Raw genomic sequence first — 23,253 nt, 5'->3', positions numbered from 1 at the left:
GCCGCCGGTGACCCTCTCCCCCGCGACCTTCGGCAACGAGGACGCCCTGCCCCGGGTGCCGCTGCCCTCCCTGGAGGACACCGCACGACGGTTCCTGGAGTGGTGCGCGCCGCTGCTGACCGACGACGAGCGCGCCCGCACCGAGAAGGCGCTCGACGAGTTCCTCGCCGGCGAGGGCCCCGAGCTCGACGCCGCGCTGCGCGCCTACGACGCCACCCCGGGCGTGCACAGCTGGCTCGACGCCTTCTGGCGTTCCCGCTACCTCGGCCGCCGCGACCGCATCGCGCTCAACGCCAACTTCTTCTTCCTCTTCCAGGACGCCCCCGGCCTCGGCCGGATCGAGCGCGCGGCCGCGCTGACCGCGGCCACGGTCGCCTACAAGCTGGCGATCGACGCGCAGGCGGTGCCGCCGGCGACCCAGCGCGGCGCGCCGCTGTCGATGGAGCAGCTCAAGTACCTGTTCTCCGCCTGCCGCATCCCGGGCCGCGAGATCGACAGCAGTCGCACCCCGTACACCGACGCCTGGCCGGGACCGTCCGCCGAGCGGCACGTCGTCGTGTTCCACCACGGCCACGCCGTCCGGCTCGACGTGATCGGCCCGGACGGGACACCGCACTCGGCCGCCGAGATCGCCGACGGGCTCCGCGCCGTCGTCGCGGCCACCGGGACCCGCGGCGAGGGGGTCGGGCACCTCACCACGAAGGCCCGTGCCGCCTGGGCGGAGAGCCGCGACAGGCTGCGCGCCCACAACGCGGACGCGCTCGAGACGATCGAGACCGCGCTGTTCTGTGTGGCCCTGGAGGACACCGTCCCGGGCGAGCCGCGCGAGGCCTGCGACGTCCTCCTGCACGGGGACTCCGGCAACCGCTGGTTCGACAAGTCGCTCACCCTGGTCGTGTTCGGCGACGGCACCGCGGGGCTCAACGGCGAGCACTGCGAGCTCGACGGGACCACCGTGATCGGCTACGTCGACGCGATCCTCGGCGCACCGGCCCCAAACCTTCCCGGCGCGGGGCCCTGCGCCGTCACCCCCGTCCCGTGGCACCTCGACGACGCCATGCGGGCCGACATCGCCCGGTCCGGCGCCGAGTTCGCCGACTACGCCGCCGCCTGCGCCACCGAGACGCTCAGCATCGGCAGCGTCACCAGCACCCGCGCCAAGCAGCTCCGCTGCTCCCCCGACGCGTTCGCCCAGCTGGCGTTCCAGCTCGCCCACCGCCGCGCGACGGGGATCACCGGCGCGACCTATGAGTCGATCGCCACCCGCCGCTTCCGACACGGGCGCACCGAGGCGATGCGCGTGGTGACCCCCGAGGTCGTCGCCTTCGTCGACGCCATGACCGACCCGGCCGTGGGCGACGACGCGCGGCGCGCCGCCTTCCGCGCCGCCGCCGAGGCCCACGTCCGCCGGGCGAAGGAGTGCCAGGCCGGCGACGCCCCCGAACAGCACCTGTGGGAGCTGCAGTGGATCCGGCGCCGCCGCGGCGGCCCGGACCTGCCGTTCTTCGACAGCCCGGGCTGGACGATCCTGCGCGACGACTTCCTGTCCACCAGCGCCGTGCCCTCGCCCCGCATCCAGTACTTCGGCTTCGGCTCGACCAGCCCGACGTGCATCGGCGTCGGCTACGGCCTGCAGCACGACCGTTTCGACGTCTACCTCGCGACCCCGCGGGCCGTCGCCGACCGGATGCACGCCTTCGCCGGCCGCCTCCGCGAGGCCCTCGCCGAGCTCGACGCCCTCCTCGCCGCAGAGCAGGTCCCGGGATGACGCCGGCCGTGCGGGCGGCGCGGACCGCGACCTCGAAGGCGGACTTCAGCGGCATCTACACCGCGCCCGACCCGCGCCCCTACTTCGGCGCGCTCGCGCCGCTGGAGTACCAGGTGCCCGCCCACGCCGTGCCCGTCGCCCGCGCCGAGGTCGACGCGGCGGGCCGGGACCCACGGGCCCGGACGGTGCTGGACCTCTGCTGCTCCTACGGCACCAACGCGGCCCTGCTGCGCACCTCGATCCGTCTCCCGGCGCTCGAGGCCCGCTACACCGCGCCCGCCGTCGGAGACCTGTCCCCCGACGCGCTCGCCGCCGCCGACGCGGCGTTCTTCGGCGCCTGGGTAGACCGCCCCGACATCCGGGTCGTGGGCCTCGACGCCTCCGCCCCGGCCGTCGGCTACGCCGAGCGTGCCGGGTTGCTCCACCGCGGTTTCGCCGAGGACCTCGAACGCGCGGACCCGTCCCCCGAGCTCGCCGCCGCGCTCGCGACGGTCGGGACACTGGTGTGCACCGGCGGCGTCGGGTACGTCGGCCCGCGGACGTTCACCCGGCTGCTCGCCCACCTGCCGTCCGACGTCCGCCTGGTCGTGTTCGTGCTGCGCGTCTTCGGCTACGACGAGATCACCGGGGTGCTCGACGCGCACGGCCTGGTCACCCGCCGCCTGCCCGGCACCGTGCGCCAGCGTCGCTTCGTCGACGCGGCGGAGCAGGCCGCCGCCGTCGCCGACGTCCGCGCCCGCGGCCTCGACCCGTCCGGCAAGGAGTCCGCGGGCTGGTTCCACGCCGAGTGCCACGTCAGCCGGCCGGGCCCCTGAGCCCTCCCGTCGCTACCCGCGCCTCGTACCGGGACCGAGCCCACCCGGGACGACGGCGGCGCGACACCACCCCCGTCCCGCGCCACGGCGGGCTACGCCTCCTGCAGCTCGGCCAGGATCCGCTGCCGCAGCCGGTACTTCTCGACCTTGTTGGTGGGGGTGCGCGGGATGTCGTCCACGATCCGGACGTGTCGGGGCCGCATGTACTTCGGCATGGTCTCCTCGGCGAAGGCGTACACCTCGTCCGTGGTCAGCGCCGCGCCCTCGGTGGGGACGACGTAGGCCACGATGTCGTCCTCGTCCCCCTCGGCGCCCGGGATCGGGAACGCGGCGCTCATCCGGACCACCGGGTGCTGGTTGAGCATGTCCTCCACCTGGAACGACGACAGGTTCTCGCCGCGCACCCGGATCCGGTCACCGAGCCGGTCGACGAAGTAGAACAGCCCGTCCTCACCCACGAGCGCCGCGTCGCCGGTGTGGAACCAGAGGTTGCGGGTGGCGGTGACCGTGGCCTCCGGCTTGTTCAGGTAGGACTGCAGCAGCATCCCGGGCACCTTCGGCCGGACGCTGAGGTGGCCGGGCTCCTCGGGCTCGCACTCCTCGTCGCGCTCGTTCCGCACCGTGACGTCGAAGAACGGGCTCGGCCGCCCCATCAGCCCCTTCCGGCTCGCCTGCGCAGCGTGCAGGACCGGGACGCCCTTGCGCTCCGCCACCGCCGCCATCTCCTCGTGCGAGTGGCCGCGGTAGAGATCGGCCGGCGTCCCCTCACCAGGAGCGGTCTCCTCGATCAGCACGCACAGCGGCGCCCCGGCCTCGGTCTGCCCGAACCCGGCCGCCACGTGGTCGATCCCGAACCGGCGGGAGAACTCGTTGTGCTGCAACGGCAACGGCTGCATGTACGCCTTGTTCAGCGTGTTTCGCCGGTCGTCGGCGCAGGCGGGTGCCTTGGACAGCCAGGGGATCATGACGTCCAGCAGGATCGCGGAGGTGGCCCCACGGGAGGCGACGCGCTCCCAGAACCGGGTGGGGCTGAACCGGTTCCACACCGCGACCTCGCTGCCCTGCCACAGCGCGCGGCCGAAGTTCGCCAGCGCCCCGCCCACGTGGTACATCGGCAGGTCGTTGTAGACGACGTCCTCTTCGGACAACGTCATCCGCAGCCCCCACGTGTACTGCGCCATCCAGCGGAAGGGCTGCAGCACGCCCTTCGACGGACCGGTGGTCCCTGACGTGTAGAAGACGTTGGCCGGGTCGTCGAAGGCGACGGTGACCTGCGGCGCCGCGGCGTCGGCCACGAGATCGCCCCAGGCCACGGACCGGAACGCCGGGTGCAGGTCGGGCGCGGGCGCGTGGTCGTGGGCGCTCTCCGGCGGCGTGTAGAGGGCGACGGCGGGCGGCTGCTCCAGCACGTCGGCGACGGCGTTGAGCGCCGGCAGCAGGGCGGGATCGGTCACGATCAGCACGGGTCGGGTGTCGTCGAGCTGGTAGGACAGCAGCCGGCCGGTGTAGGAGAAGTTGACCGGCGCGTAGACCGCCCCGGCCTTCCAGCAGCCGACCATCACCAGCGCGGTGATCATCGGATTGAGGCTGAAGACCGACACCCGGTCGCCCTTGGTCACGCCCCGGCCGGCGAGGTTGCCGGCGATCGCGTCGGTCCGGCGGTCGAACTCGGCGTAGGTGAACGAGACGTCGTCCTCGCCGTAGTAGAGGAACGTGCGGTCGCCGGTGGTCCGGGCCCAGTGCCGGAGCCGGTCGGTGATCAGCTCGTCCTCGGCGCGCAGCCGGGCGGTGAGCTCGTGCTCGGACATGCTTCTCCTCAGGGCCGGACTTCTCAGGGACGAGTGCCGAAGGCGGGACGGCCGAGCTGCTCGGGCAGGAGGCGGTAGGCGTCGTGCACCCACTCGCACAGCACGGCCCGGCTCTCGCGGGGGTCGATCAGGTCCTGCACACCGAAGCGCTCGACGGTCCGGAACGGGGAGGCCAGCGCCTCCAGCTCGCGCTCGATCCGGGCGATCTCCGCCGCGCGGTCCGGGGCGTTCTCCAGCTGCGCGCGGAAGGCCGCCTCGACGCCGCCCTTCGCGGGCAGCGAGCCCCAGGTGGCGGACGGCCAGGCCCACGTCCGGTTCGGCCGGTGCCGGTTGACGATCCCCGCGCCGCCGACCCCGAACACCCGCCGCACGATGATCTCCGCCTGCGGCACTCGCGCCTGGTAGACGGCCGCGATCGCGCGCACCCCGAAGCGGATGGTGGCCTTGCGTTCCGCGCCCGAACCGATCGAGGCGCCGCCCTGGTCGGTCAGGCTGACCAGCGGCAGGTGGAAGGTCTCGCAGAGGTCGACGAGCCGGGTGATCGCCTGCGCGCCCTCCGCGGAGATGGTCACGCCGCGGGTCGGGTCGGTGGCGATCACGCCGACAGGGTGTCCGTCGAGCCGGGCGAGTGCGGTGACCGTCGCGCCGCCGTACTCGGCGTAACGGAAGACCGAGCCCTGGTCGAAGACGGCGTCGAGCAGGGCGTGCACGTCGTAGGGCTCGCGGGGGTTGCGGGGCATGGCCCGCACCAGGCTCTCCTCCGCCCGGTCCGCCGGGTCCTCGCTCGGGACGACCGGCGGCACTTCGAAGACGCTCTGCGGCAGGTAGGACAGGAAGCCGCGGACCACGCCGAACGCCTCCTCCTCGCTGCGGACGAAGCGCTCGACGAGCCCGTTGTTGCGGTGGATCTCCGCGCCGCCGAGCTGCTCCTTGGTCAGGTCCTCACCGGAGCTGCCCTTCACCACCGGCGGCCCGGCGGTGAAGACCTGCCCGATGCCCTCGACCATCAGCGCCAGGTGGGACATGGCCAGCCGTGCGGCGCCCAGCCCGACCGTCGGGCCGAGGCAGGCCGAGACGACCGGGACCAGCGACATGTTCTCGACGACGGCGTCCCACCCCGGGTTGACCGGCAGGTAGTGGTAGCCGTTGCGCTGCGCGGTGACCACGCTGCCGCCGCCGCTCGCGCCGTCGAGCAGCCGCACGACCGGCAGCCGCATCGCACCCGCGTACTCCTCGGTGAAGACCTGCTTCTGCCAGATCGCGGCGTCGCCGGAGCTGCCGCGGATGGTGAAGTCGTCGGCCCCGACGACCGCGCGGCGGCCGTCGATCCGCGCCGTGCCGGAGACGAAGTTGACCGGCAGCAGCGAGGTCAGCTCGTTGTCCGCGGAGTAGGTGGCAAAGCCGGTGAGCGGGGCGATCTCGGCGAAGCTGCCCTTGTCCACCAGCGCGTCGATGCGCTCGCGCACGGTCAGCCGGCCGCTCTCGTGCTGGCGGGCGATCTTCTCCGGCCCGCCCATCTCGCGGCCGAGGGCCCGGCGGCGGTGGACCTCCTCCGCCTCGCGCTCCCAGCCCTCGTCGACCGCCGGAATGTCCGCCGTGACCTCACCGTCGTCCGACGCCGAGGGCTCCAGCACCAGCAGCGGCGCGCCCTCCTCGACGACCGCCCCGACCTCGGCCAGCAGCGGGCCGACGGTGCCCGCGGTCTCGGCGCGGACCGTGAACTCCATCTTCATCGCCTCGAGCACCAGCAGTCGCTCGCCGCGGCGGACCCGGGCACCGGGCTCGACCGCGTACTCGACGACGACGCCGTCCATCGGCGCCGTGATCCCGTCGGCGGGGACGACCTCGGCCCTCGGTGCCGCGTGCGTGACGGTGGGGAACCGGACCGGCAGGTCGGTGCTCCGCAGCTCGGCGAGGTGCGCGGCCACGAACCCGGTGTCCGACGGGCCGCCGGTGAAGTCCGGATGGGTCAGCACCGCGCGCAGGAACGGGATCGTCGTCGCGAGCCCCTCGATCCGGAACTCGGCCAGCGCCGCGTCCGCGCGCCGGGCCGCGTCCGCGAACGAGGCGCCGTGGGCGATCACCTTGGCCAGCAACGAGTCGAACCGCGGACTGGTCCGCAGGCCCGTGTAGCCGTAGGTGTCCACCCGCACGTGCGGGCCGGCGGGCGGGTCGAAGGCGGTGAGCAGGCCCGCCCGGGGGCGGGGCGTGCCGTCCTCGTCGAGCTCCTCGGTGTTGACCCGGGCCTGGATCGCGAACCCCCGCGGCGCACCGGAGACGTCCAGGGGCCCACCCTGCGCGAGCCGGAGCTGGGTCTCGACGAGGTCGACGCCGGTGACCTCCTCGGTCACGGTGTGCTCGACCTGCAGCCGCGGGTTGAGCTCGAGGAACCACACCTCGTCGCCGTGCACGAGGAACTCGACGGTGCCCAGGCTCTCGTAGCCGACGTGCTCGCCGATGGTCACGGCCGCGTCGAGGAGCCGCTGCCGGACCGCGACGTCCAGGAACGGTGCGGGGGCGATCTCGATCAGCTTCTGGTGGCGGCGCTGGATCGAGCAGTCCCGCTCGCCGAGGTGCCGGACCTGCGTGCCGTCCCCGACGATCTGCACCTCGATGTGCCGCGCCGACCCGACCAGCTTCTCGACGTACAGCTCCCCGGACCCGAACGCCTGCTCGGCCTCGGAGCGGCAGCGGGCGTAGGCGTCGGCGAGGTCGTCGGCGCTGGTCACGGCCCGCATCCCGCGGCCGCCCCCGCCGGCGAGCGCCTTCAGCATCACGGCGCCGTGCTCGGCGAGGAAGGCCCCGGCCTCGTCCGGCGAGGTGGGTCCGAGGGTGCCGGGCAGGACCGGGACGCCGGCCTCCCGGGCGGTCGCACGGGCGCGGACCTTGTCACCGAACAGGTCCAGCAGCTCGGGTCGTGGGCCGACGAAGGTCAGGCCGTTGTCCGCGCACCGCCGGGCGAAGGCCGCGTTCTCGCTGAGGAAGCCGTAGCCGGGGTGGACGAGCCGGGCTCCCGCGCGGGTGGCGACCTCGACCAGCGCGTCCTGGTCCAGGTAGGCGGCCACGCCCGAGCCGGGCAGCTCGTGCGCCTCGTCCGCCAGCGTGACGTGCGGGGCGTCCGCGTCCTCGGCCGCGAAGACGGCGACCGTCCGCAGGCCGAGCTCGCGGGCGGCGCGGACGAGCCGGACGGCGATCTCGCCCCGGTTGGCGACGAGCAGGGTCACGGGACCTCCAGTCATGCGGTGATGCTGCGCAACAGGTGCGCGACGAGGCGGTCGACGATCTGGGACTCGCCGAGCTCGCCGTCCGGCCGATACCAGACCGCCGGGCCGAAACAGGCCCTGATCAGGGTGAACGCGGTCAGCTTGACGTCGTCGACCACGAGGCTGCCCTCGGTCACACCCTCGCGCAGGAGAGTCTCGAGCAGCCGCTCGTAGCGGCGCTCGATGGTCCGGACCTCGTGGAGGTGCTGCTGGTCCAGGCCGTGCAGCACCGGGAGCAGGATCACGTGCTTGGCCAGCGGGTCGAACGCCGCCGCCGCGAGGTCGCGCAGGGCTGCCTCGATCCGCACCAGGGCGGACCCGGGCCGGCGCACGATCTCGTCCAGCCGCTCGACAGCGGCCCCCGAGCTGGCCCGCCGGGTCTCGACGACCAGCTCCTGCTTGCTGCGGAACTGGTAGTAGAGGACGCCCTTGCTCACACCCATCTGCGCGGCGATGTCGTCCATCGTCGCGGCCTCGTAACCCTTGCGGGCGAACACCTCCGCTGCGGCCGCGAGGATCCGTCCGCGCTGCGCCTCGCGGTGTTCGGGATCGCGGACGGCGCTGCCCCGCAGACCGATCTCGGCCATCGGCCCTCCCGCCGCGTCGTCGCGTCCCGACGTTCGACCCGCCGGTTTATACCGGAGCGTATGACGGTGACCGGTGCGGGTCAACGGCCGGGGAAGGCGCGGAGTCGGGTCGGCTCGAGCCCGTGAGCGCGTGGGAGGCGGCCGCAGCCCCGGACCTCGGGGCCGGGGCTGCGACACGCGCCGATCAGGTGGCCGGCGGCAGGTCCGCCAGCTGCGGCGCGAGTTGGTCCACCACGTACGGCAGGCTCAGCACGCTGTTGTAGGAGAACGCCGCGGCGAGGGCCTTCTGCCGTTCCTCGGTGAGCAGGAACAGCGCCCGGTCCTGCTGGGCCACGGGCATCGCCGCGTACTCGGGTCGTGCCCTGACCTCGGCCTCGTCGGCCGCGGTGGACAGCACCCAGACGAGCTTGTCGACGTCGAGCAGGTCGACCCGCTCGGCGCTGACCATCGCGGTCCCGCCCTGCCGCGGGGCGTCGAGCTCGGCCGGGATGGTGAACCCGAGCTGGGTGAGGAGGTCGGTCTTCGGGTCGCCCGCGGTGAACGCGAAGTACTGGCCGCCGCCGTACGCCGCGGTCACCGCCGTCTGCCCGACCCACTCCGGATGGGCGGACCGTGCGTCGGCGATCTTCCGCTCGACCCCGGCGACGAGCTCCCTGCCCCGCGCCTCCTGCCCGACCGCCTTGGTGATCTGGGTGGTCAGGGCCTGCCACGGCGCCGCGAACGGCTCGAACCCGACGGGCTGGGCGACCACCTTCGTGATCTGCGACAGCGGGTTGGACTGCTCCTCCGACATGCCGGAGTAGGCCGCGACCACGAGATCGGACCGCAGCGCGGCGACCTTCTCCAGGTCGTACTCGTCCCGCACGCCGACCACCTCGGGCACGGTGCCACCGAAGGCCTGCTCCTCCCACGACCACGTGTTGTTCGCGGGCGGGACCTGGAACCAGTCCACGATCCCGACCGGCTTCACCCCGACGGCGAGCAGCGCGTCTGTGTCGCTGTAGCCCAGCGCGACCACCCGCTGCGGCGCGCGGTGATCTCGGTGCTGCCGTAGAGGTGCTCGACGGTGACCGGAAAGGCCCCCGCCGCGGGCGCAGCGGACGCGGCGGGCGCGCTGCCCGAGTCGATCGGCCCCGAGCCACACCCGGCCACGAGCAGTGCAGCGACCGCACCGACGAACAGCAGGCGGAGACGGCGCGCGGGAAGCGCGCCGAACGGTGACAAACGCATCGACGTCCCATCTCGTCGAGAGGGCGCCGGGCGCGCCGCTCTCCCGTTCGTCGCCGTGCGTGGTGGTCGAGCGCGTCGGGTCGGTCATCCCGGACGAACGCCCCAAGACGATCACGATTAGGCTCTCCCCCGCACCCCGCCGACCTCAAGCAACGGGACCATCACGACCGTCTCCCGTCCTGCGGCGGCGTCGCGCGACGAGCAGTCCTGCCGAGCGGCCTCCTCCGTTTCAGGGGCGATAGCGGGCTCCCGCGTCGTCGAGGGCGCCGGAGGTCAGCACGTCGTAGGCCGATCCGACCCAGTCGCAGAGCAGCGCGCGGCTGTCGGCCGGGTCGATGACGTCCTCGACGAGGAAGGCCTCCGCGGTCCGGTACGGCGAGCGGAGTGCGGTGAGTCGGGCCTCGAGCTGCTTCAGGTACAGCTCGGGGTCGGGCGCGGCTTCGATCGCGCGCTTGTAGGCCGCCTTGACACCACCCTCGATCGGCAACGAGCCCCAGGTGCCGCTCGGCCACGCCACGCGGAAACCGTGGCGGGAGTGGTCGCGGTCCGCGGCGCCGGCGAGGCCGAAGGCCCGTCTGATCAGGATGGTTGCCCACGGCACCGTGGCCTCGTGCAGGGCTGCGAGCATGCGCGCCGCGTAGCGCAGGCTGCCGGCGCGCTCGGCGGCCGGCCCGATGACGACTCCCGGCCGGTCGACGAGATGGATCACCGGCAGGCGGAACAGGTTGGCCATGTCCACGAAGCGGGTGAGCTTCGACGACGCGTCGGCGGTCAGTCCACCGCCGTCGAAGAAGGGATCCGTGGCGATCACCGCGACCGGCGCGCCCTGCAGCCGGGCCAGTCCGACGACGGCCGACCTGCCGTAGTAGCGGCCGATCTCGAAGAACCGGCCGTCGTCGACCAGGGTGTGGATGATCGGACGGATCCGGACGGGCTCGCGCGGGTTGCGCGGGACCGCGTCCCGGAGCACCCGGCAGTCCCGGTCGGCAGGATCGGTGGCCGCCCGGACCTGCGGGAAGGCGAACCGGCTTCCCGGGAGGAAGTCGAGGAACTCGCGGATCTGACGGAACGCGTCCTCCTCGTCCTCGGCGGCATTGTCCACGACGCCGGACCGCGCGGCGACCTCCCAGCCGCCGAGCTCCTCCTTGGTCATCTCCGGGCCGAGCCCGCTCCGGGCCACCACAGGTGGCCCCGCCGCGAAGACCTGGGCGAGCCCCTTCACCATCACGGAGAAGTGGCTTGCGACCACCTCTGCCGCAGGCAGGCCTGCGACCGGCCCCAGCGCGGCCGCGACCACCGGCACCCGGGACAGGTTCGCGGCGGCGTACGACCAGCCGTCGATCTCCGGGACGTAGGTGCGCTCCTCCTCCTCCACCGCCTTGACGCTGGCGCCCGCTCCGTCGAGCAACTTGATCTGCGGGATCTGCAGATCGTGCGACATCCGCCAGAAGTAGCGGCGCTTGTTCGGGCCCCTCGCCGAGGCCGCTCCCTTCACCGTGAAGTCGTCACCGCCGACGGTCACCCGTCGGCCGTCGATCCGCGCCTCGCCGAAGACGAACGGCGCCGGGGTGAAGGACAGGAGCGTGCCGTAATCGTCGTAGACCGCCTCCCCTGCCAGGCCCCCGACCTCACGGAAGGAGCCCGGGTCGGCGAGACGGGCGATGCGCTCGCGCACCGTGAGCTTGCCGTTCGCGTGCTGGCGTACGACACGGTCGGGGCCGCCCAGCCCCGCGGCGAGGTCGCGACGCCGGGCCCCCTCCTCGATCTCGGCGTCCCAGGCGCTGGGCTCGCTCATTCGTCCTCCGTTCCTCTCCGTGCCGTCGGCCGTCCTGTTCACGATCATGCGGTGGGTGGGCCACCTGCCGGGACCCGCTGCCCGGGAACCTCGCGGCTGCGGCCCTGACCCGTTCCCGCAGCGACCGGTGGTCGCGGCGGCGCCGCGCGACGTGCCAGGCGACGCAGCGCCGGCACGACGCCACCCCGGAGCGCGACGACCACGACGAGCAGCGCGACGGCGTAGATGAACTGGTTCGTCGTCGGCGAGAAGTCGAGCAGGTCCGGGACGCCGACGAGCAGCACGGCGGCCACCACCGGGCCCCACACCGTCCCGCCCCCGCCGACCGCGACCACGACGAAGGCCTGGAAGGAGCCGGTCAGAAACGAGAAGGGCGTCGGGGACACGTACTGGATCGCGTAGGCGTACACGATGCCCGCGACGGCCGCGATCACGCTCGACAGGGCGAAGCCCCCGACCTTGAACGCGAGGGTGCGGTAGCCGAAGGACTGTGCGAGCTGTTCGTCCTCCCGGACGGCCACCAGCACCTGGCCGTACCGGCTCCGGGCGAAGAACGCCACCACACCCACGGCCAGGAAGGCAACGACCGCCGCGAAGAAGTACATCGGCTGCAGGTCGGACAGGTCCCAGCCCAGCAGGTCCGGACGCTCGATGCCTGCGAGCCCGATCGGGCCCTGCGTGACCTCGACCCAATTGTTGGCGACGTCGGTTCCGATGACACCGATGGCGAGCGTGGCGATCGCGAAGTACAGGCCGCGGGTCCGCAGGATCGGCAGCCCGAGGACGACGGCGGTCACGGCGGCGACCACGACGACCGCGACCAGGATGACCCAGAAGCTCGCCTGGAAGTGCAGGCTCAGGATGGCCGTCCCGTACGCACCGAGGCCGTAGAAGGCACCGATGCCGAGGTTGAGCAGTCCGCCGTAGCCCATGGCGACGTTCATCCCCGAGGACAGGATGATCGACAGCGCCGTCACCATGCCGACGGTCATCAGGAATGGCCCGCCGGTCGCGCCGACCAGCACGATGACGGCGGCGAACAGGACCCACGGCAGCGCACTACGCAGTCTTGGCAGCACCGAACAACCCCTGCGGCTTGACGATCAGGATGACGACCATGACGACGAACCCGAACATCTCCTGATAACCGGCGGAGATGTAGCTCCCGCCGAAGGACTGGACGATCCCGAGGAGCAGGCCGCCCCCGAAGGCACCGAAGATCGACCCGACCCCGGCGAAGACGATCACGATGAAGGCGTTCAGGGTGATCTGCGAGCCCATCGTGGCGCTCACGCCGAACGAAAGGCTGTAGAGAGCTCCGGCCGCGCCCGCGAGGCCGGAGCCGATCGCGAAGGCGATCAGCCAGTAGCGGCGCACGGGGATACCCATCAGCAGGGCCGCGGTGCGGTTGAGTGCCATCGCCCGCATGGCCCGTCCCCGCGGCGTGTGGTGCACGTAGGCCCAGGTCGCCGTGACGAAGACCAGCGCGGCCGCCACCAGGATCACCCGGTCCCACTGGACCTGGGCGCTCGCGAGCGGGAGGGCGCCGGACAGGTCGGTGGGGGTGACCCGCGGATCCGCGCCCCAGATCAGCGTCGCCACGGTCTCGATGAGCAGGACCACGGCGAGGGACGCCGCCAGCACGCTGACCTCGGGGTAGTGCCGCAGCGGCCAATACAGTCCCGCGCACATCAGCAGGCCGAGCACCAGTCCGGAGACGGCGCCGAGCACGAGGGCGAGCACGAGCGGCAGGTGAGCCTGGGTCACGAGCGTCGTCGTGACCATACCCCCGATCATGACGGACTCCCCGTGCGCGAAGTGCGGGACCCGGACGATGCTGAAGATCAGCAGGAGCCCGGTGGCGACCAGCGCGAAGACGGACCCCTGGACGATGCCGTTGATCAGTTCCTGCATGGCGTCATCCGACGAGTGCGGTCGCCTGGAAGGTGTTGTCCTTCCACACGTGCACGGCGGACTGGAAGTAGGCCTGGTGTGCCGTGAAGATCTCGCCGGCGGTCTGCGGGATGATCGACTCGGCCAGGTTCGGCACGTCGGTGGTCTTCATCCCGTCCAGAGCCTTCTTGACGCCCGCGTAGTCCTTCGGCGAGCTCGCCTGCTCCAGGGCCTTGGCGAGGATGTAGACGCCGTTGTAGGCGCTGGCGGAGGTGAAGCCGGGCTCGTCGTTGAACTTGGCCTGATAGGCGTCGGCGAAGGTCTTCGCGGCGGACGCCTTGTCCGAACCGAGCGCCACGAGGTCCTTCGGGAAGGGCGCGCCGATGTCGTAGACGCCGTTCATGGCGGCCGACGGGACGTTGGCGTTCTGGACGTCCTTGCTGGTGAAACCGACCGCGGTGATGATGGGGCCGGTGTAGCCGGCGGCGCGGGACTGCTTCACGAACGTGGCCGCGTCGGGTGCGTAGCCCTGGAAGAACACGGCCTGCGCACCGCCGCGCAGGACAGCGGCGATCTGGGTGTCGAACGTGCTGGCACTGAGGTCGAACGCCTGCTCGGCGGCGACCGTGTAGTGGCCGTCGGCGAGCTTCTGCTTGATCACCGGCAACTGCTGGACCACTCCCGAGTGGGTCTGGTCGTAGACGATGCCGACGTTGGTGATGGGGCTCTGCTTCGCGAGCTGGTCGAGGAAGTCGACCTGCTGCGGCGTGTACTGGGCCGACGTCACGCGGGGCCGGTAGACCGGTGGGTAGTCCGTGATGCCGGCGACCGCGGCGCCGACGACCATGTTGACCACGTCGTCGCGGTTCTTGATCACCGGGATGTAGGCGCTGGCGACCTCGCTGCTCAGGGTGCCGACGATGAAGTGGCTGTCGTCCTGGCTCAGCAGCTTCTGCACCGCTGCGACTCCCGTCGCCGGGTCGCTCTTGTCGTCCTCGGTGGTGAGCTCCAGCTGGTACTTGGTGCCACCGACCGTGACGCCGCCCTTGCCGTTGATCTCGTCGACGGCGAGCTGGATGCCGTTGTGCTGGGGCACTCCGTAGGTGCGTGACGCCCCGGTCAGGCTGTCGATCTCCCCGATCTTGATCGTCTCGCCGCTCCCGCCGGAGCCGCTCGATCCCCCGCCGCATCCGGCGACGAGCGCCACCGCCGCGACTGCGGCCGCGGCGGCGAGGGCTCCCTTGGGAAACGCGTTGTACCTGGTGGCCATGACACTCCGTTGTGCTCGAGGGCGGATGGACGGGATCGGCGTGCGCTCAGGTGCCGATCTCACCGGCATAGGTTCCGAGGAGGCCGTCGCGCGACGCGTCCGCCCCGTCGGCGCTGTACTCGCTCAGCCGACCGTCGGCGAGCCGGCATCCTCGGTCGGCGACCTTCTCCAGCAGATAGAGGTTCTGCTCGGCGACCAGGAGCGTCGTGTCGAACTCCGACCGGATGTAGGCGAAGTAGCCGATCAGCTGCTGCACGACGACCGGGGCCAGCCCGAGCGTCGGCTCGTCGACCATCAGCAACCGGGGTCGGGCCATGAGCCCGCGGCCGATGGCGAGCATCTGCTGCTCGCCACCGGAGAGGTTCTCCGCGTCCTGGCCGTAGCGCTCCCGCAACCGCGGGAACATGTGCAGTACCTGGTCCAACCGGTCGTCGGTGGCACCCGTCGAACGACCGAGCGCGAAAGCGCCGAGGCGGAGGTTCTCCGCGACGGACAGTCCGGGGAAGACCTGCCTGCCCTCCGGGACCTGGACGATCCCGGCGGCCACGAGGCGATGTGTCGGCCAGTTCGTCACGTCGTCGCCGTCGAAGCGGATCCGGCCCCCACCGGCCCGGATCAGCCCGGAGATCGTCTTGAGCAGGGTCGACTTCCCGGCCCCGTTCGGCCCGACGACCACGACCGCCTCGCCGGCGTGCACGGCGAGATCGACCCCGTCCAGCACCCGGGAACCGCTGTAGCCGGCTTCGAGGCCCGTGATCTCGAGAAGCGGTGCGTCATTCATCGTCGTTCTCCCCCACCATCGCGGGCAGGGCAGGGGCATCGGGATCGCCGAAGTACGCGGCGAGCACCTCCGGGTCGCGCTGCCCTTCGACGGGATCGCCGTCGAAGATGACCCTTCCCGAGTCGAGCACCACGAGCTGGCTCGACAGCCGCATCACCACACCGACGTTGTGCTCGATGAGCCCCACTGCGACACCGCTTTCCGCGACGGCGGCGATCGCGTCGACGAACAGCTCCCGGTCCCCATGGCCGACCCCGGCGAAGGGTTCGTCGAGCAGGAGAACCCTCGGGCGCAGGGCCCAGGCGATGGCGACGTTCAGCAGCTTCTTCGTGCCGTACGGCAGATCGTCGACGACGACATCGGTGACGTGCTCGAGCGCGAAATGGGCGAGGACCTCCCCCGCATCCCGGGTTCGGCCGTCGGTGGACGGTGCCCTCAGCGCGGTCCGGACCATCTCGCCGGCCGTGTGGCCACCGAAGAGGCGAGGATGCTGGAAGGTGCGCACGATCCCCAGGCGGGCGTGCGCGGCCAACCCCAGGCCCGTCACGTCCTTGCCGTCGAGCTCGATCCGGCCGCTGTCGGGATGCAGGAGGCCGGACGCGACGTTCACCAGTGTGGACTTCCCGGCACCGTTCGGGCCGACGAAGCCGGTGATGCGACCACGGCGGAAGTCTATGGAGACGTCGGTCAGGGCCCGGACGCCCTTGAACGTCTTCGTGACGTTCCGGACCGCGAGGGCGACGTCGTTCGGGGCGGGGTCAGCGGCCGCAGCGGTCACGTGGCCGCTCCGCTCGCGATCAGCTGCTGCACGCGGGATCCGTACTCCTCGCGCAGCCGGCGCTTGAGCGTCTTGCCGATCGCACTCTTGGGCAGCTCGTCGGTGAGGAAGACGTGCTTGGGCACGTTGTAGCCGGCGATCCGTCCACGGACCCAGTCCCGGAGATCGTCCGCGAGGCCGTCGTCGTGGAGGTCCGCCGGGACGACGACCGCGCACACCGCCTCCCCGAACTCGGGATCGGGGACCGCGACGACCGCGGCGTCGCGCACCGACGGGTGCTCGACCAGGCAGTTCTCCACGACCTTCGAGTACACGTTGTGCCCGCCCGAGCGGACCATGTCCTTGAGCCGGTCGACGAGCCAGAAGTAGCCCTCCTCGTCCTCGACGGCGATGTCGCCAGTGTGCAGTAGCCCTCCGGCGAGGGTCTCCGCCGTGACGTCCGGCAGACCGAGGTACTCGCTGAGGTGGGGGCCGGCTACGCAGAGCTCACCCGGAGTGCCCCGTACGACCGGGTTCCCGTCGTCGCCGAGCAGCGTGATCTCGACGCCGGGGATCGGCCTGCCGATCGTCCCGACGCGGTCGAGCGCCTCCTCGGGCGGGCAGAGCGTGACGAACGGGCCGGCCTCGGTGAGCCCGTAGGTGGCGGCGACGGCGACCTTGCCGTCTCGTGCTCCCAGGTCGGCGATGGCCTTCGCCGGCGCTCCCGACGGGTCGTAGTTGCCGCCGTAGAGTAGACGGAGGCCGGAGTAGTCCCGGGTCGCGAAGGTCGGGTGTTCGACGAGGCGCTTGAGCATGGTGCTCCCGGCCAGCATCACCGACACCCGTTCACGCTCCACCGCGTCGAGGACGGCGGAGGGCTCGAACTCGCGCAGGAGGACCGTGCGGGCACCGACCAGGAAGTAGAGCTTGAGATGGTCCCAGTTCCCGACGTGGAAGGGTGGGTGGTACTCGATGAACGTGTCGTTCGAACCGATGCGCAGGGCCAGGGCCATCGAGTAGGCGTCCTCGACCGTACGCCGCTGGGACAGCACGGCTCCCTTGGGCCTACCCGTCGTGCCCGACGTGTACAGGACCATGTGCGGCAGGTCGAGATCGGTGACCGACAGGGGTTCAGGCGAGTCCGGCGGTCCGTAGACCGCCTCCCACGGAGGGTCCGACCGGCCGTCGGAGTATCCGGCAGGGACCTCGACGAGCCGGGTCCCCGTCCGCCCCTCCGACGCCGATCGGATCACGTCGCCGAACTCGTCCTCGACGATCACGACCCGGGGCGCGGCGTCGTCGAGCACGAACCGGTGTTCTGTCGCGCGGTGCCAGAAGTTGAGCGGCACGAGGGCGGCACCCAGTTTGGCGAGTGCGAAGTAGGTGGCGACGTAGTCCGGATGGTTGCGGCTCAGGACCGCGACCCGGTCCCCCGCTCGCACCCCGAATCCGGTGAGCCCGGCTGCGATCCGGTTCACTCGATGGTTGAACTCGCGGTGGGTGATGCGCTCCGCCAGGGTGACCAGCGCCTCCCGGTCACCGAGGTGTCGCGCGTTGACGCGGACGATGTCGCCCACTCCGATCACGTCTCGAACCTCGCTCTCCTCGACACCCCGGGCACCTCGGCGTACCCGGGCCGGAGCGGGCCGCAGGGTCAGCCCGGCTCGCCGGCGTCCTCGGCCGACGTCTTCCCGGCCGGGCCCGCAGGACCGTTCTCGGTCTCCACGCCCACGCTCCGCAGGAGGAGAGCCGTGTAGCCGTCGATGATCTCCGTCATACTCATCGGCCCGTCCGGCGTGAACCACGCCTGGACCGAGTTCAACGTCGCCAGGATCGACGCCGCCGTCAGCCAGGGATTGAGCGTCGGGGCGAACGTGCCCTCCCGTTGTCCCTGGCGCACCAGCTCGCGAACCGCCCGCTCGTAGGTGTCCCGCCTGCGGATGACCTCGGCGAAGCGTTCGGCGGGGAGGACCGGGAACTCGCGATACAGGACCTGGATCTTGGTCTGGTTCTGCTCGGTCCCGCGCAGGTGCCGCCGCACGACGAAGCGGAGCTTGTCCTCGGCGGTTGCATCCGCCGCCAGCAACTCTTCGCCGAGCGAGGCCGTGTTGTGGTGCGCCTGGTCGACGATGGCCGACAGAAGGTCTTCCTTGGAGTTGATGTAGTGGTAGAGACTTCCCTTCATCAGGCCGGCCGCCTCGGCGATGTCGTTGATACTCGTGGCGGCATAGCCTTTACGGCGGAATAGCTCCGCTGCGACGTCGACGATGTGCTCGTAACGGGACTCGTTGACTTCCTGCGGCCGCGCCTTGGGGGCGACCGGACGCCTCGCTTCCGGGACGTCGTGCGCGATGTGTCCGGCCTCCGACATGAGCTCTCCTGCCGTCTGCCGACCCGGACAGCAGGAGATTAGCCTCGGACAACCGTCACGGTCAACCGTCCGTTCGGAAAGGCCCTACCGAGCGGTCGGTTCTGCACCCGAGAAGAAGCGTTGACAGCTTTTCCGACTCAGGCGTACAACGAGCACGTAGATCCACACGGCGATGGTCCGATCAGTGAGGATGGCGCATGGCCGATATTCGGAGCGAGATGATGGGAAGCGTCGTCCGCATTCCTGTGACCGAAGGGAGTCGGCTCGCGGCCGGCGACACCGTCGCCGTCATCGAGTGCATGAAGACGGAGATCCCGATCCTCGCGGAGCGGGCCGGCACCGTCACCAAGGTCGCCGTCGCCGAGGGCGCGGCAGTGGAGAACGGCGACCTGCTCGTCGTCCTCGACTGACCCGGCTCACCCGCCCTCGCACCTGTCGGGAGACACATGTCCATGGAGCTCGTCGGCGACATCATCCGCCTGCACGCCGTCCACCGTTCTCACGACCCCGCGATCGTGTTCCGCGACAAGATCCTCAACTACGGCGAACTCAACGCGCTGACCAACCGGACCGCAGCCGCATTGGCCGAACTCGGCGTCGGGCACGGCGACCGGGTCGTGGTGCTCGCGAAGAACTCTCCCGAGTACGTCGCGCTGTACTTCGCCACCGCGAAGCTGGGGGCGATCCTGGTCCCGCTCAGCTTCTGGCAGCGCGCCGGCGAGCTCGCGCGGGTGATCGACGAGGTCACTCCCGCCCTCGCTCTCTACGAGGACGATCTCGCCGATCTGATGGACAACGCCCTGGCGGGTGCGAGCCGCGCGCCGCGCGCCATGGCATTCGGTCTGCGCGCGGACACCGAGGCGGCTGCGGGCCGTCCGCGGTTCAGCACGGAGGGCCGTTCCGGGGTCGAACCCGAGACATCGGTGAGCGGCGCGGACCCCCACCTCATCATCTTCACTTCCGGAACCACAGGTGTTCCCAAGGGGGCGATGCTGTCCCAGCGGCGCACGGTCGACGACGCGTTCGCGTGCTCGCTCGCCCTGGCGATCCGCAGTGACGACACCTTCCTCGCCATGTTCCCGGCGTTCCACGTCGGCCTGTGGGACCACATCAAGCTCTACCTGCTGGTCGGGGCGCGCACGATCCTCCTCCGCGAGTTCCACGAGGTGGAGGCGTTGCGCGCGATCGAGGAACAGGGCACGAGCGTGATCCTCTCGGCGCCTGTCATGTGGCGCCGGATCATCGACGCCGCCGGCGACCGCCGGCCGGACCTCTCCTCGATCCGTCTGGCGTTCCTCGGCGGATCCGCCGACCGTACGACACACGAGGTCGTCGAGTTGCTCGGCGTGCGAGAGGGTCGGGCCGAACTCGCCCACCAGTACGGTCAGACCGAGGCCGGGCCCTTCATCTGCCTCTGCGACCCGCAACACGTGTTCGAGAAATGGGGTTCCATCGGCCGCCCCCTCCCGGGTGTGGACGTCGTCCTGCTCGACGACGACGGGAACCCCTGCCCGGACGGCCAGGCGGGCGAGATCTGCGTACGCGGCCCCATGATGACCGGGTACTGGCAGAACCCGTCGGAGACGGCGCGGGCGCTGGACGACGGTCTGCTCCACACCGGCGACGTGGCGGTGCGGGATGCGGACGGCTTCTACTTCATCGTCGACCGGAAGAAGGAGATGATCCGGTCCGGCGGGCAGAACGTGTACTGCAAGCAGGTCGAGGAGCAGATCCGTCGCCATCCCGATGTCGCGGACGTCGCCGTCGTGGGCGTGCCCGACGAGCTCTACGGTGAGTCGGTCCTCGCAGCGGTGGTCCTGACGCCGACCGGGAAGGCCACGGACGACACCGCCGAGGAGCTGAAGCAGTATGTGCGCCGCAACATCGCCGGCTACAACGTCCCGAAGTACGTCGTGTTCGAGGAGGAACTGCCCCGCAACGCCGTCGGCCGGGTCCTGAAGCACATCATGCGGGAGCAGTACAAGCACGTTCCGACTGGCCACCAGGCCTCGGCACGCTGAAATCCCGTTCGAGCGGTCAACGGGCACCCGAGCGGCATCGCGGCAGCTCCGAACGGGCGGCGGACCACCGGCGCGTCGGCCCGGCGGACGCACTAGGGCAGCAGCCCGGTGCCCGGCGCGCAGTCCCGGTAGCCGAACCACGCCTCGTGCGGCTCCACCACCACGACCTCGTGGTAGAGCCGCAGGTCGATGCGGCCCCGCTGGGCGGCGGCCATCCTCCCGAAGGCGCCGAAGATCTCGAGGTGGGTGGGGTGCGACTCTGCCCAGCGCTCCAGGTCCGCCAGGCTCCGCCACCAGCTCCACCCGTAGCTGCGCTCGCTCGGGGCCCCGTCGGCGTCGAGAACGGTGAGATAACGGTTGGCGAGACAGCCGACCGCGCGGCCCTCGGTGCGGAGGAACTCCATGCCCTCCCGCAGCCGTGGCTCGATCTCCTCGAGGTACATCCGACGTTCGTCGCCGGTGGTGTCGGTCCAGTCCTGACCGGAGCGGATCAGACAGAGGCTGCCCTGCGGCCGGACCCGGACGACGTCGCCCTCCTGTTCCGCGGCGAGGTCACCGGGCCGGTGCAGCGGATCGGTCTGAGCGGCGGCCATCCGGTCCCGCATACCGCCCCAGTAGCCGTGCTCGCGGATCGCGCCGCTGAAGCCCTCGGCGAGCACCGCCGCGCCTTCCGGTCTGCTCCTCCTGCCGAAGATCGTCTCGTAGCGCTCGACACCCGGTGCCGCGACCTCGAGCCAGTGCCCGGGAGTCGCGAGCCAGGCCGCCCGGTGCGCCGCCGCCCACCGCTCGAAGGCGGTGGGATCGTCCCAGTAGGCCGTGGTGACGGTCTCGCCATGGCCCACCGCGCGGTCGTGGTGGCGGGGCCCGTCCGCGCCGTCGAGATCCGGGGTGGCCGCGCCGCCGAGGTAGGCCATGACCAGCTGCGACACCGACTCCGGATGGCGCGCGACGAACGACGGGAACTGCGGCACGTAGTCCTCCGGGACCCGCAGCGGGCGGCCGCGGACAGTTCGGAGGTGGGCCGGGACGGCGGACTCGACGGCGATGTCGACCATGGTTCCAGCGTCGCACGGCGGCAAGGTCCGCCGCGAGGGTGCCGTGCGCCGCAGCACTTCCCGTCGCGGGCGCCCTCGCGACCGGACGTGCCGGCGGTGGGGCGCACCCCACCCGTTACGTCAGTCGCGTACCGGGTTTGCGTTGACGCCGGGTATCAGCAGGTGTCCGTCCGTGCCTTTCGCTAGAGCTGTCCGCCGGCGTCGACCACCTGGGTCGTGCCGGTGATGTAGCGGCCGCTGTCGGCGACCAGGTGCAGCACCGTCTCGGAGATGTCCCGCGGTTCCAACGCTGCGACCGGGAGCCGGTTCAGCGTGCGCGCGGCCTCCTCGAAGTCCGTCCGCGTCGGGTTCTCCAGGTCCGGCCGGAACAGCTTGTAGGTGGCGTCGTTGAGGATCATGTCCGTGGCCACCGTGGTCGGGTGCACGGTATTGACCCGGATCGAGTGCTCTGCCCACTCCTTGGCCATCACCTTGGCCATCATCACCAGCCCGGCCTTGGCCGCGCTGTAGTGCGCGGTGTTCTCGTTGGCCCAGATCGCCGCCAACGAGCTCGTGATCACCACCGCGCCGCCCCGGCCGCCGGAGATGATGTGCGGCACCGACACCTTCAGCGACTTCCACACCCCGGTCAGGTTGATGTCGAGCATGTCCTGCCAGGTCTGCTCGGACATCTCCAACGTCGACGCCGGACTGGAGATCCCGGCGTTGGCGCACACGATGTCCAACCGGCCGAACTCCCCGACCCCCGCCTCCACCGCCGCCGCCAGCGACGCCGCGTCCCGCACGTCGGCCTCCCGCGCCACGATCCGCCGGTCCAGCGCCTCGACCAGGCGCACCGTCTCGGCCAGGTCCTCCGCCGTCGCCAACGGGTAGGGCACCGAGTCGACCTGCTTCGTCGTGTCGATCGCGATGATGTCCGCGCCCTCCTCGGCCAGGCGCACCGCGTGACTGCGCCCCTGCCCGCGCGCGGCCCCGGTGATGAACGCGACCTTGCCCTCGACCCGCCCCATGACCTTGCCTCCGACCTGCATCGTTGCTCCGTCGCCCGCAGGTTATGACACGGTGTGTCAAAAGTCGAGGAGATCCACTGACCGCGCTCGCCGCGACACCCCGTGCGACCATTCCCGAGGTGTCCACCACCGGCGCCACCGACCGCGGCGGCCGCCCCGCGCTCACCAGCGCGCACCAGCTCGCCGCCGTCGCCCAGGCCCTGTTCGTCGAGCGCGGGTTCGAACAGACCTCGGTGGACGACATCGCCGCCGCAGCCGGAGTCAGCCGCCGGACCTTCTTCCGCTACTTCTCCACCAAGGCCGACGTCCTCTGGGTCGAGTCGCCCACTGAGATCGCCACCTTCCGCCGCCTGCTCGACGAGGCGCCCGCGACGGAGCCGTGGCGCCACGCCATCATCCGCACCGCCCCCACCGCCCTGCACCACCCGCCCGAGGAACGGACCTGGATGCTGCACCGGGCCCAGCTCCTGCTCACGGTGCCCGCCGTGCAGGAGAAGGCGGCGCTCCGGCACGACGAGTGGCGCCGCATCGCCACGGCCTTCGTGGCGCGCCGCCGCGACACCGACGAGGGCGACCTCGTCGCCATCGCCGCTGGGCACGCCACCCTGGCGGCCACCCTCGGCGCACACGAGTACTGGATCGCGCACTCCGACCAGGACCTGCCGGACCTGCACGGCCGCTTCCTCGACCTGCTGCTCCCCGCGGACTGAGGACACCGTTCAGCGGACCCCGTCAGACCACGGACTCGCTGCGGGCGGTCGGAGCGGTGCTGGTCCTGCTCGGCAGCGTCGCGGCCGCGACCCTGCTGGTGCTGCTCGGGGTGGCCCTA

At 71.5% G+C, this 23,253-nt stretch carries 19 protein-coding genes; 5 read left to right on the top strand and 14 right to left on the bottom strand.

Annotation, left to right across the window (positions count from 1 at the left end):
• Positions 1–7 precede the first annotated feature (7 nt).
• On the top strand, positions 8–1,768 hold the full coding sequence (locus LWC33_RS05385) for a choline/carnitine O-acyltransferase (RefSeq protein WP_233303096.1): 1,761 nt from the start codon (positions 8–10) through the stop codon (positions 1,766–1,768).
• Positions 1,765–2,583: a class I SAM-dependent methyltransferase gene (locus tag LWC33_RS05380; RefSeq protein WP_233303095.1), complete on the top strand. Its 819-nt coding sequence runs from the start codon at positions 1,765–1,767 to the stop codon at positions 2,581–2,583. Before LWC33_RS05385 ends, LWC33_RS05380 begins: the two co-directional genes overlap by 4 nt.
• A gap of 92 nt (positions 2,584–2,675) precedes the next feature.
• On the opposite strand, the gene LWC33_RS05375 is transcribed toward LWC33_RS05380, so the two are convergent.
• From LWC33_RS05375 to LWC33_RS05320, 12 genes are all read right to left on the bottom strand, one after another.
• A complete protein-coding gene (locus LWC33_RS05375) occupies positions 2,676–4,391 on the bottom strand; it encodes an AMP-binding protein (RefSeq protein ID WP_233303094.1) in 1,716 nt (571 codons plus the stop codon).
• 23 nt (positions 4,392–4,414) lie between these two features.
• The gene (locus tag LWC33_RS05370; RefSeq protein ID WP_233303093.1) at positions 4,415–7,630 is read right to left on the bottom strand and encodes a carboxyl transferase domain-containing protein; all 3,216 of its coding nucleotides are present in this window, start codon (positions 7,628–7,630) and stop codon (positions 4,415–4,417) included.
• A complete protein-coding gene (locus tag LWC33_RS05365) occupies positions 7,627–8,241 on the bottom strand; it encodes a TetR/AcrR family transcriptional regulator (RefSeq protein WP_233303092.1) in 615 nt (204 codons plus the stop codon). The genes LWC33_RS05370 and LWC33_RS05365 overlap by 4 nt, the downstream gene beginning before the upstream one ends.
• Positions 8,242–8,425: 184 nt before the next feature.
• Entirely contained in the window at positions 8,426–9,259 is an 834-nt protein-coding gene (locus LWC33_RS05360; protein WP_233303091.1) for an ABC transporter substrate-binding protein, read from the bottom strand.
• Between the two features lie 441 nt (positions 9,260–9,700).
• Positions 9,701–11,266 carry an acyl-CoA carboxylase subunit beta gene (locus LWC33_RS05355; RefSeq protein ID WP_233303090.1) on the bottom strand — a complete coding sequence of 522 codons (1,566 nt, stop codon included), beginning with the start codon at positions 11,264–11,266 and terminating at the stop codon, positions 9,701–9,703.
• Between the two features lie 44 nt (positions 11,267–11,310).
• Complete coding sequence (locus LWC33_RS05350) at positions 11,311–12,345, bottom strand: branched-chain amino acid ABC transporter permease (RefSeq protein WP_233303089.1); 1,035 nt, start codon at positions 12,343–12,345, stop codon at positions 11,311–11,313.
• Positions 12,326–13,180 carry a branched-chain amino acid ABC transporter permease gene (locus LWC33_RS05345; protein ID WP_233303088.1) on the bottom strand — a complete coding sequence of 285 codons (855 nt, stop codon included), beginning with the start codon at positions 13,178–13,180 and terminating at the stop codon, positions 12,326–12,328. The genes LWC33_RS05350 and LWC33_RS05345 overlap by 20 nt, the downstream gene beginning before the upstream one ends.
• A gap of 4 nt (positions 13,181–13,184) precedes the next feature.
• Positions 13,185–14,429: an ABC transporter substrate-binding protein gene (locus LWC33_RS05340; RefSeq protein WP_233303087.1), complete on the bottom strand. Its 1,245-nt coding sequence runs from the start codon at positions 14,427–14,429 to the stop codon at positions 13,185–13,187.
• Between the two features lie 46 nt (positions 14,430–14,475).
• Positions 14,476–15,210, bottom strand: a complete 735-nt coding sequence (locus LWC33_RS05335) for an ABC transporter ATP-binding protein (protein WP_233303086.1) — start codon at positions 15,208–15,210, stop codon at positions 14,476–14,478.
• Positions 15,203–15,988, bottom strand: coding sequence for an ABC transporter ATP-binding protein (locus LWC33_RS05330; RefSeq protein WP_233303085.1), 786 nt, complete (start codon positions 15,986–15,988; stop codon positions 15,203–15,205). Before LWC33_RS05330 ends, LWC33_RS05335 begins: the two co-directional genes overlap by 8 nt.
• Positions 15,985–17,553 carry a class I adenylate-forming enzyme family protein gene (locus tag LWC33_RS05325; protein WP_233303084.1) on the bottom strand — a complete coding sequence of 523 codons (1,569 nt, stop codon included), beginning with the start codon at positions 17,551–17,553 and terminating at the stop codon, positions 15,985–15,987. Before LWC33_RS05325 ends, LWC33_RS05330 begins: the two co-directional genes overlap by 4 nt.
• A 68-nt stretch (positions 17,554–17,621) precedes the next feature.
• On the bottom strand, positions 17,622–18,338 hold the full coding sequence (locus tag LWC33_RS05320; RefSeq protein ID WP_233303083.1) for a TetR/AcrR family transcriptional regulator: 717 nt from the start codon (positions 18,336–18,338) through the stop codon (positions 17,622–17,624).
• 197 nt (positions 18,339–18,535) lie between these two features.
• Here LWC33_RS05320 and LWC33_RS05315 point away from each other — a divergent pair, with 197 nt between their 5' ends.
• Entirely contained in the window at positions 18,536–18,748 is a 213-nt protein-coding gene (locus tag LWC33_RS05315) for a biotin/lipoyl-binding carrier protein (RefSeq protein WP_255690931.1), read from the top strand.
• A gap of 36 nt (positions 18,749–18,784) precedes the next feature.
• The gene (locus LWC33_RS05310) at positions 18,785–20,359 is read left to right on the top strand and encodes a class I adenylate-forming enzyme family protein (RefSeq protein ID WP_233303081.1); all 1,575 of its coding nucleotides are present in this window, start codon (positions 18,785–18,787) and stop codon (positions 20,357–20,359) included.
• Between the two features lie 92 nt (positions 20,360–20,451).
• On the opposite strand, the gene LWC33_RS05305 is transcribed toward LWC33_RS05310, so the two are convergent.
• Together LWC33_RS05305 and LWC33_RS05300 are read right to left on the bottom strand one after the other, a co-directional pair.
• A complete protein-coding gene (locus tag LWC33_RS05305) occupies positions 20,452–21,414 on the bottom strand; it encodes a phenylacetaldoxime dehydratase family protein (protein WP_233303080.1) in 963 nt (320 codons plus the stop codon).
• Positions 21,415–21,596: 182 nt separating this feature from the next.
• Positions 21,597–22,445, bottom strand: a complete 849-nt coding sequence (locus LWC33_RS05300) for a mycofactocin-coupled SDR family oxidoreductase (RefSeq protein ID WP_305080846.1) — start codon at positions 22,443–22,445, stop codon at positions 21,597–21,599.
• A gap of 98 nt (positions 22,446–22,543) precedes the next feature.
• On the opposite strand from LWC33_RS05300, the gene LWC33_RS05295 reads away from it, so the two are divergent.
• Positions 22,544–23,134 carry an acyl-CoA-like ligand-binding transcription factor gene (locus LWC33_RS05295; protein ID WP_233303079.1) on the top strand — a complete coding sequence of 197 codons (591 nt, stop codon included), beginning with the start codon at positions 22,544–22,546 and terminating at the stop codon, positions 23,132–23,134.
• Positions 23,135–23,253 lie beyond the last annotated feature (119 nt).

The sequence above is a fragment of the Pseudonocardia terrae genome, assembly GCF_021343995.1.
GTDB classification, from domain to species: domain Bacteria; phylum Actinomycetota; class Actinomycetes; order Mycobacteriales; family Pseudonocardiaceae; genus Pseudonocardia; species Pseudonocardia terrae.
This window is presented reverse-complemented; position numbering and strand designations above follow the sequence as displayed.

What these genes read in the sequence shown, in the direction of transcription:
- LWC33_RS05380 (WP_233303095.1), top strand. Translation starts at nt 1,765, where the DNA reads ATGACGCCGGCCGTGCGGGCGGCGCGGACCGCGACCTCGAAGGCGGAC.
- LWC33_RS05375 (WP_233303094.1), bottom strand. Translation starts at nt 4,391, where the DNA reads ATGTCCGAGCACGAGCTCACCGCCCGGCTGCGCGCCGAGGACGAGCTG.
- LWC33_RS05370 (WP_233303093.1), bottom strand. Translation starts at nt 7,630, where the DNA reads ATGACTGGAGGTCCCGTGACCCTGCTCGTCGCCAACCGGGGCGAGATC.
- LWC33_RS05365 (WP_233303092.1), bottom strand. Translation starts at nt 8,241, where the DNA reads ATGGCCGAGATCGGTCTGCGGGGCAGCGCCGTCCGCGATCCCGAACAC.
- LWC33_RS05355 (WP_233303090.1), bottom strand. Translation starts at nt 11,266, where the DNA reads ATGAGCGAGCCCAGCGCCTGGGACGCCGAGATCGAGGAGGGGGCCCGG.
- LWC33_RS05345 (WP_233303088.1), bottom strand. Translation starts at nt 13,180, where the DNA reads ATGCAGGAACTGATCAACGGCATCGTCCAGGGGTCCGTCTTCGCGCTG.
- LWC33_RS05340 (WP_233303087.1), bottom strand. Translation starts at nt 14,429, where the DNA reads ATGGCCACCAGGTACAACGCGTTTCCCAAGGGAGCCCTCGCCGCCGCG.
- LWC33_RS05335 (WP_233303086.1), bottom strand. Translation starts at nt 15,210, where the DNA reads ATGAATGACGCACCGCTTCTCGAGATCACGGGCCTCGAAGCCGGCTAC.
- LWC33_RS05320 (WP_233303083.1), bottom strand. Translation starts at nt 18,338, where the DNA reads ATGTCGGAGGCCGGACACATCGCGCACGACGTCCCGGAAGCGAGGCGT.
- LWC33_RS05315 (WP_255690931.1), top strand. Translation starts at nt 18,536, where the DNA reads ATGGCCGATATTCGGAGCGAGATGATGGGAAGCGTCGTCCGCATTCCT.
- LWC33_RS05310 (WP_233303081.1), top strand. Translation starts at nt 18,785, where the DNA reads ATGTCCATGGAGCTCGTCGGCGACATCATCCGCCTGCACGCCGTCCAC.
- LWC33_RS05305 (WP_233303080.1), bottom strand. Translation starts at nt 21,414, where the DNA reads ATGGTCGACATCGCCGTCGAGTCCGCCGTCCCGGCCCACCTCCGAACT.
- LWC33_RS05300 (WP_305080846.1), bottom strand. Translation starts at nt 22,445, where the DNA reads ATGCAGGTCGGAGGCAAGGTCATGGGGCGGGTCGAGGGCAAGGTCGCG.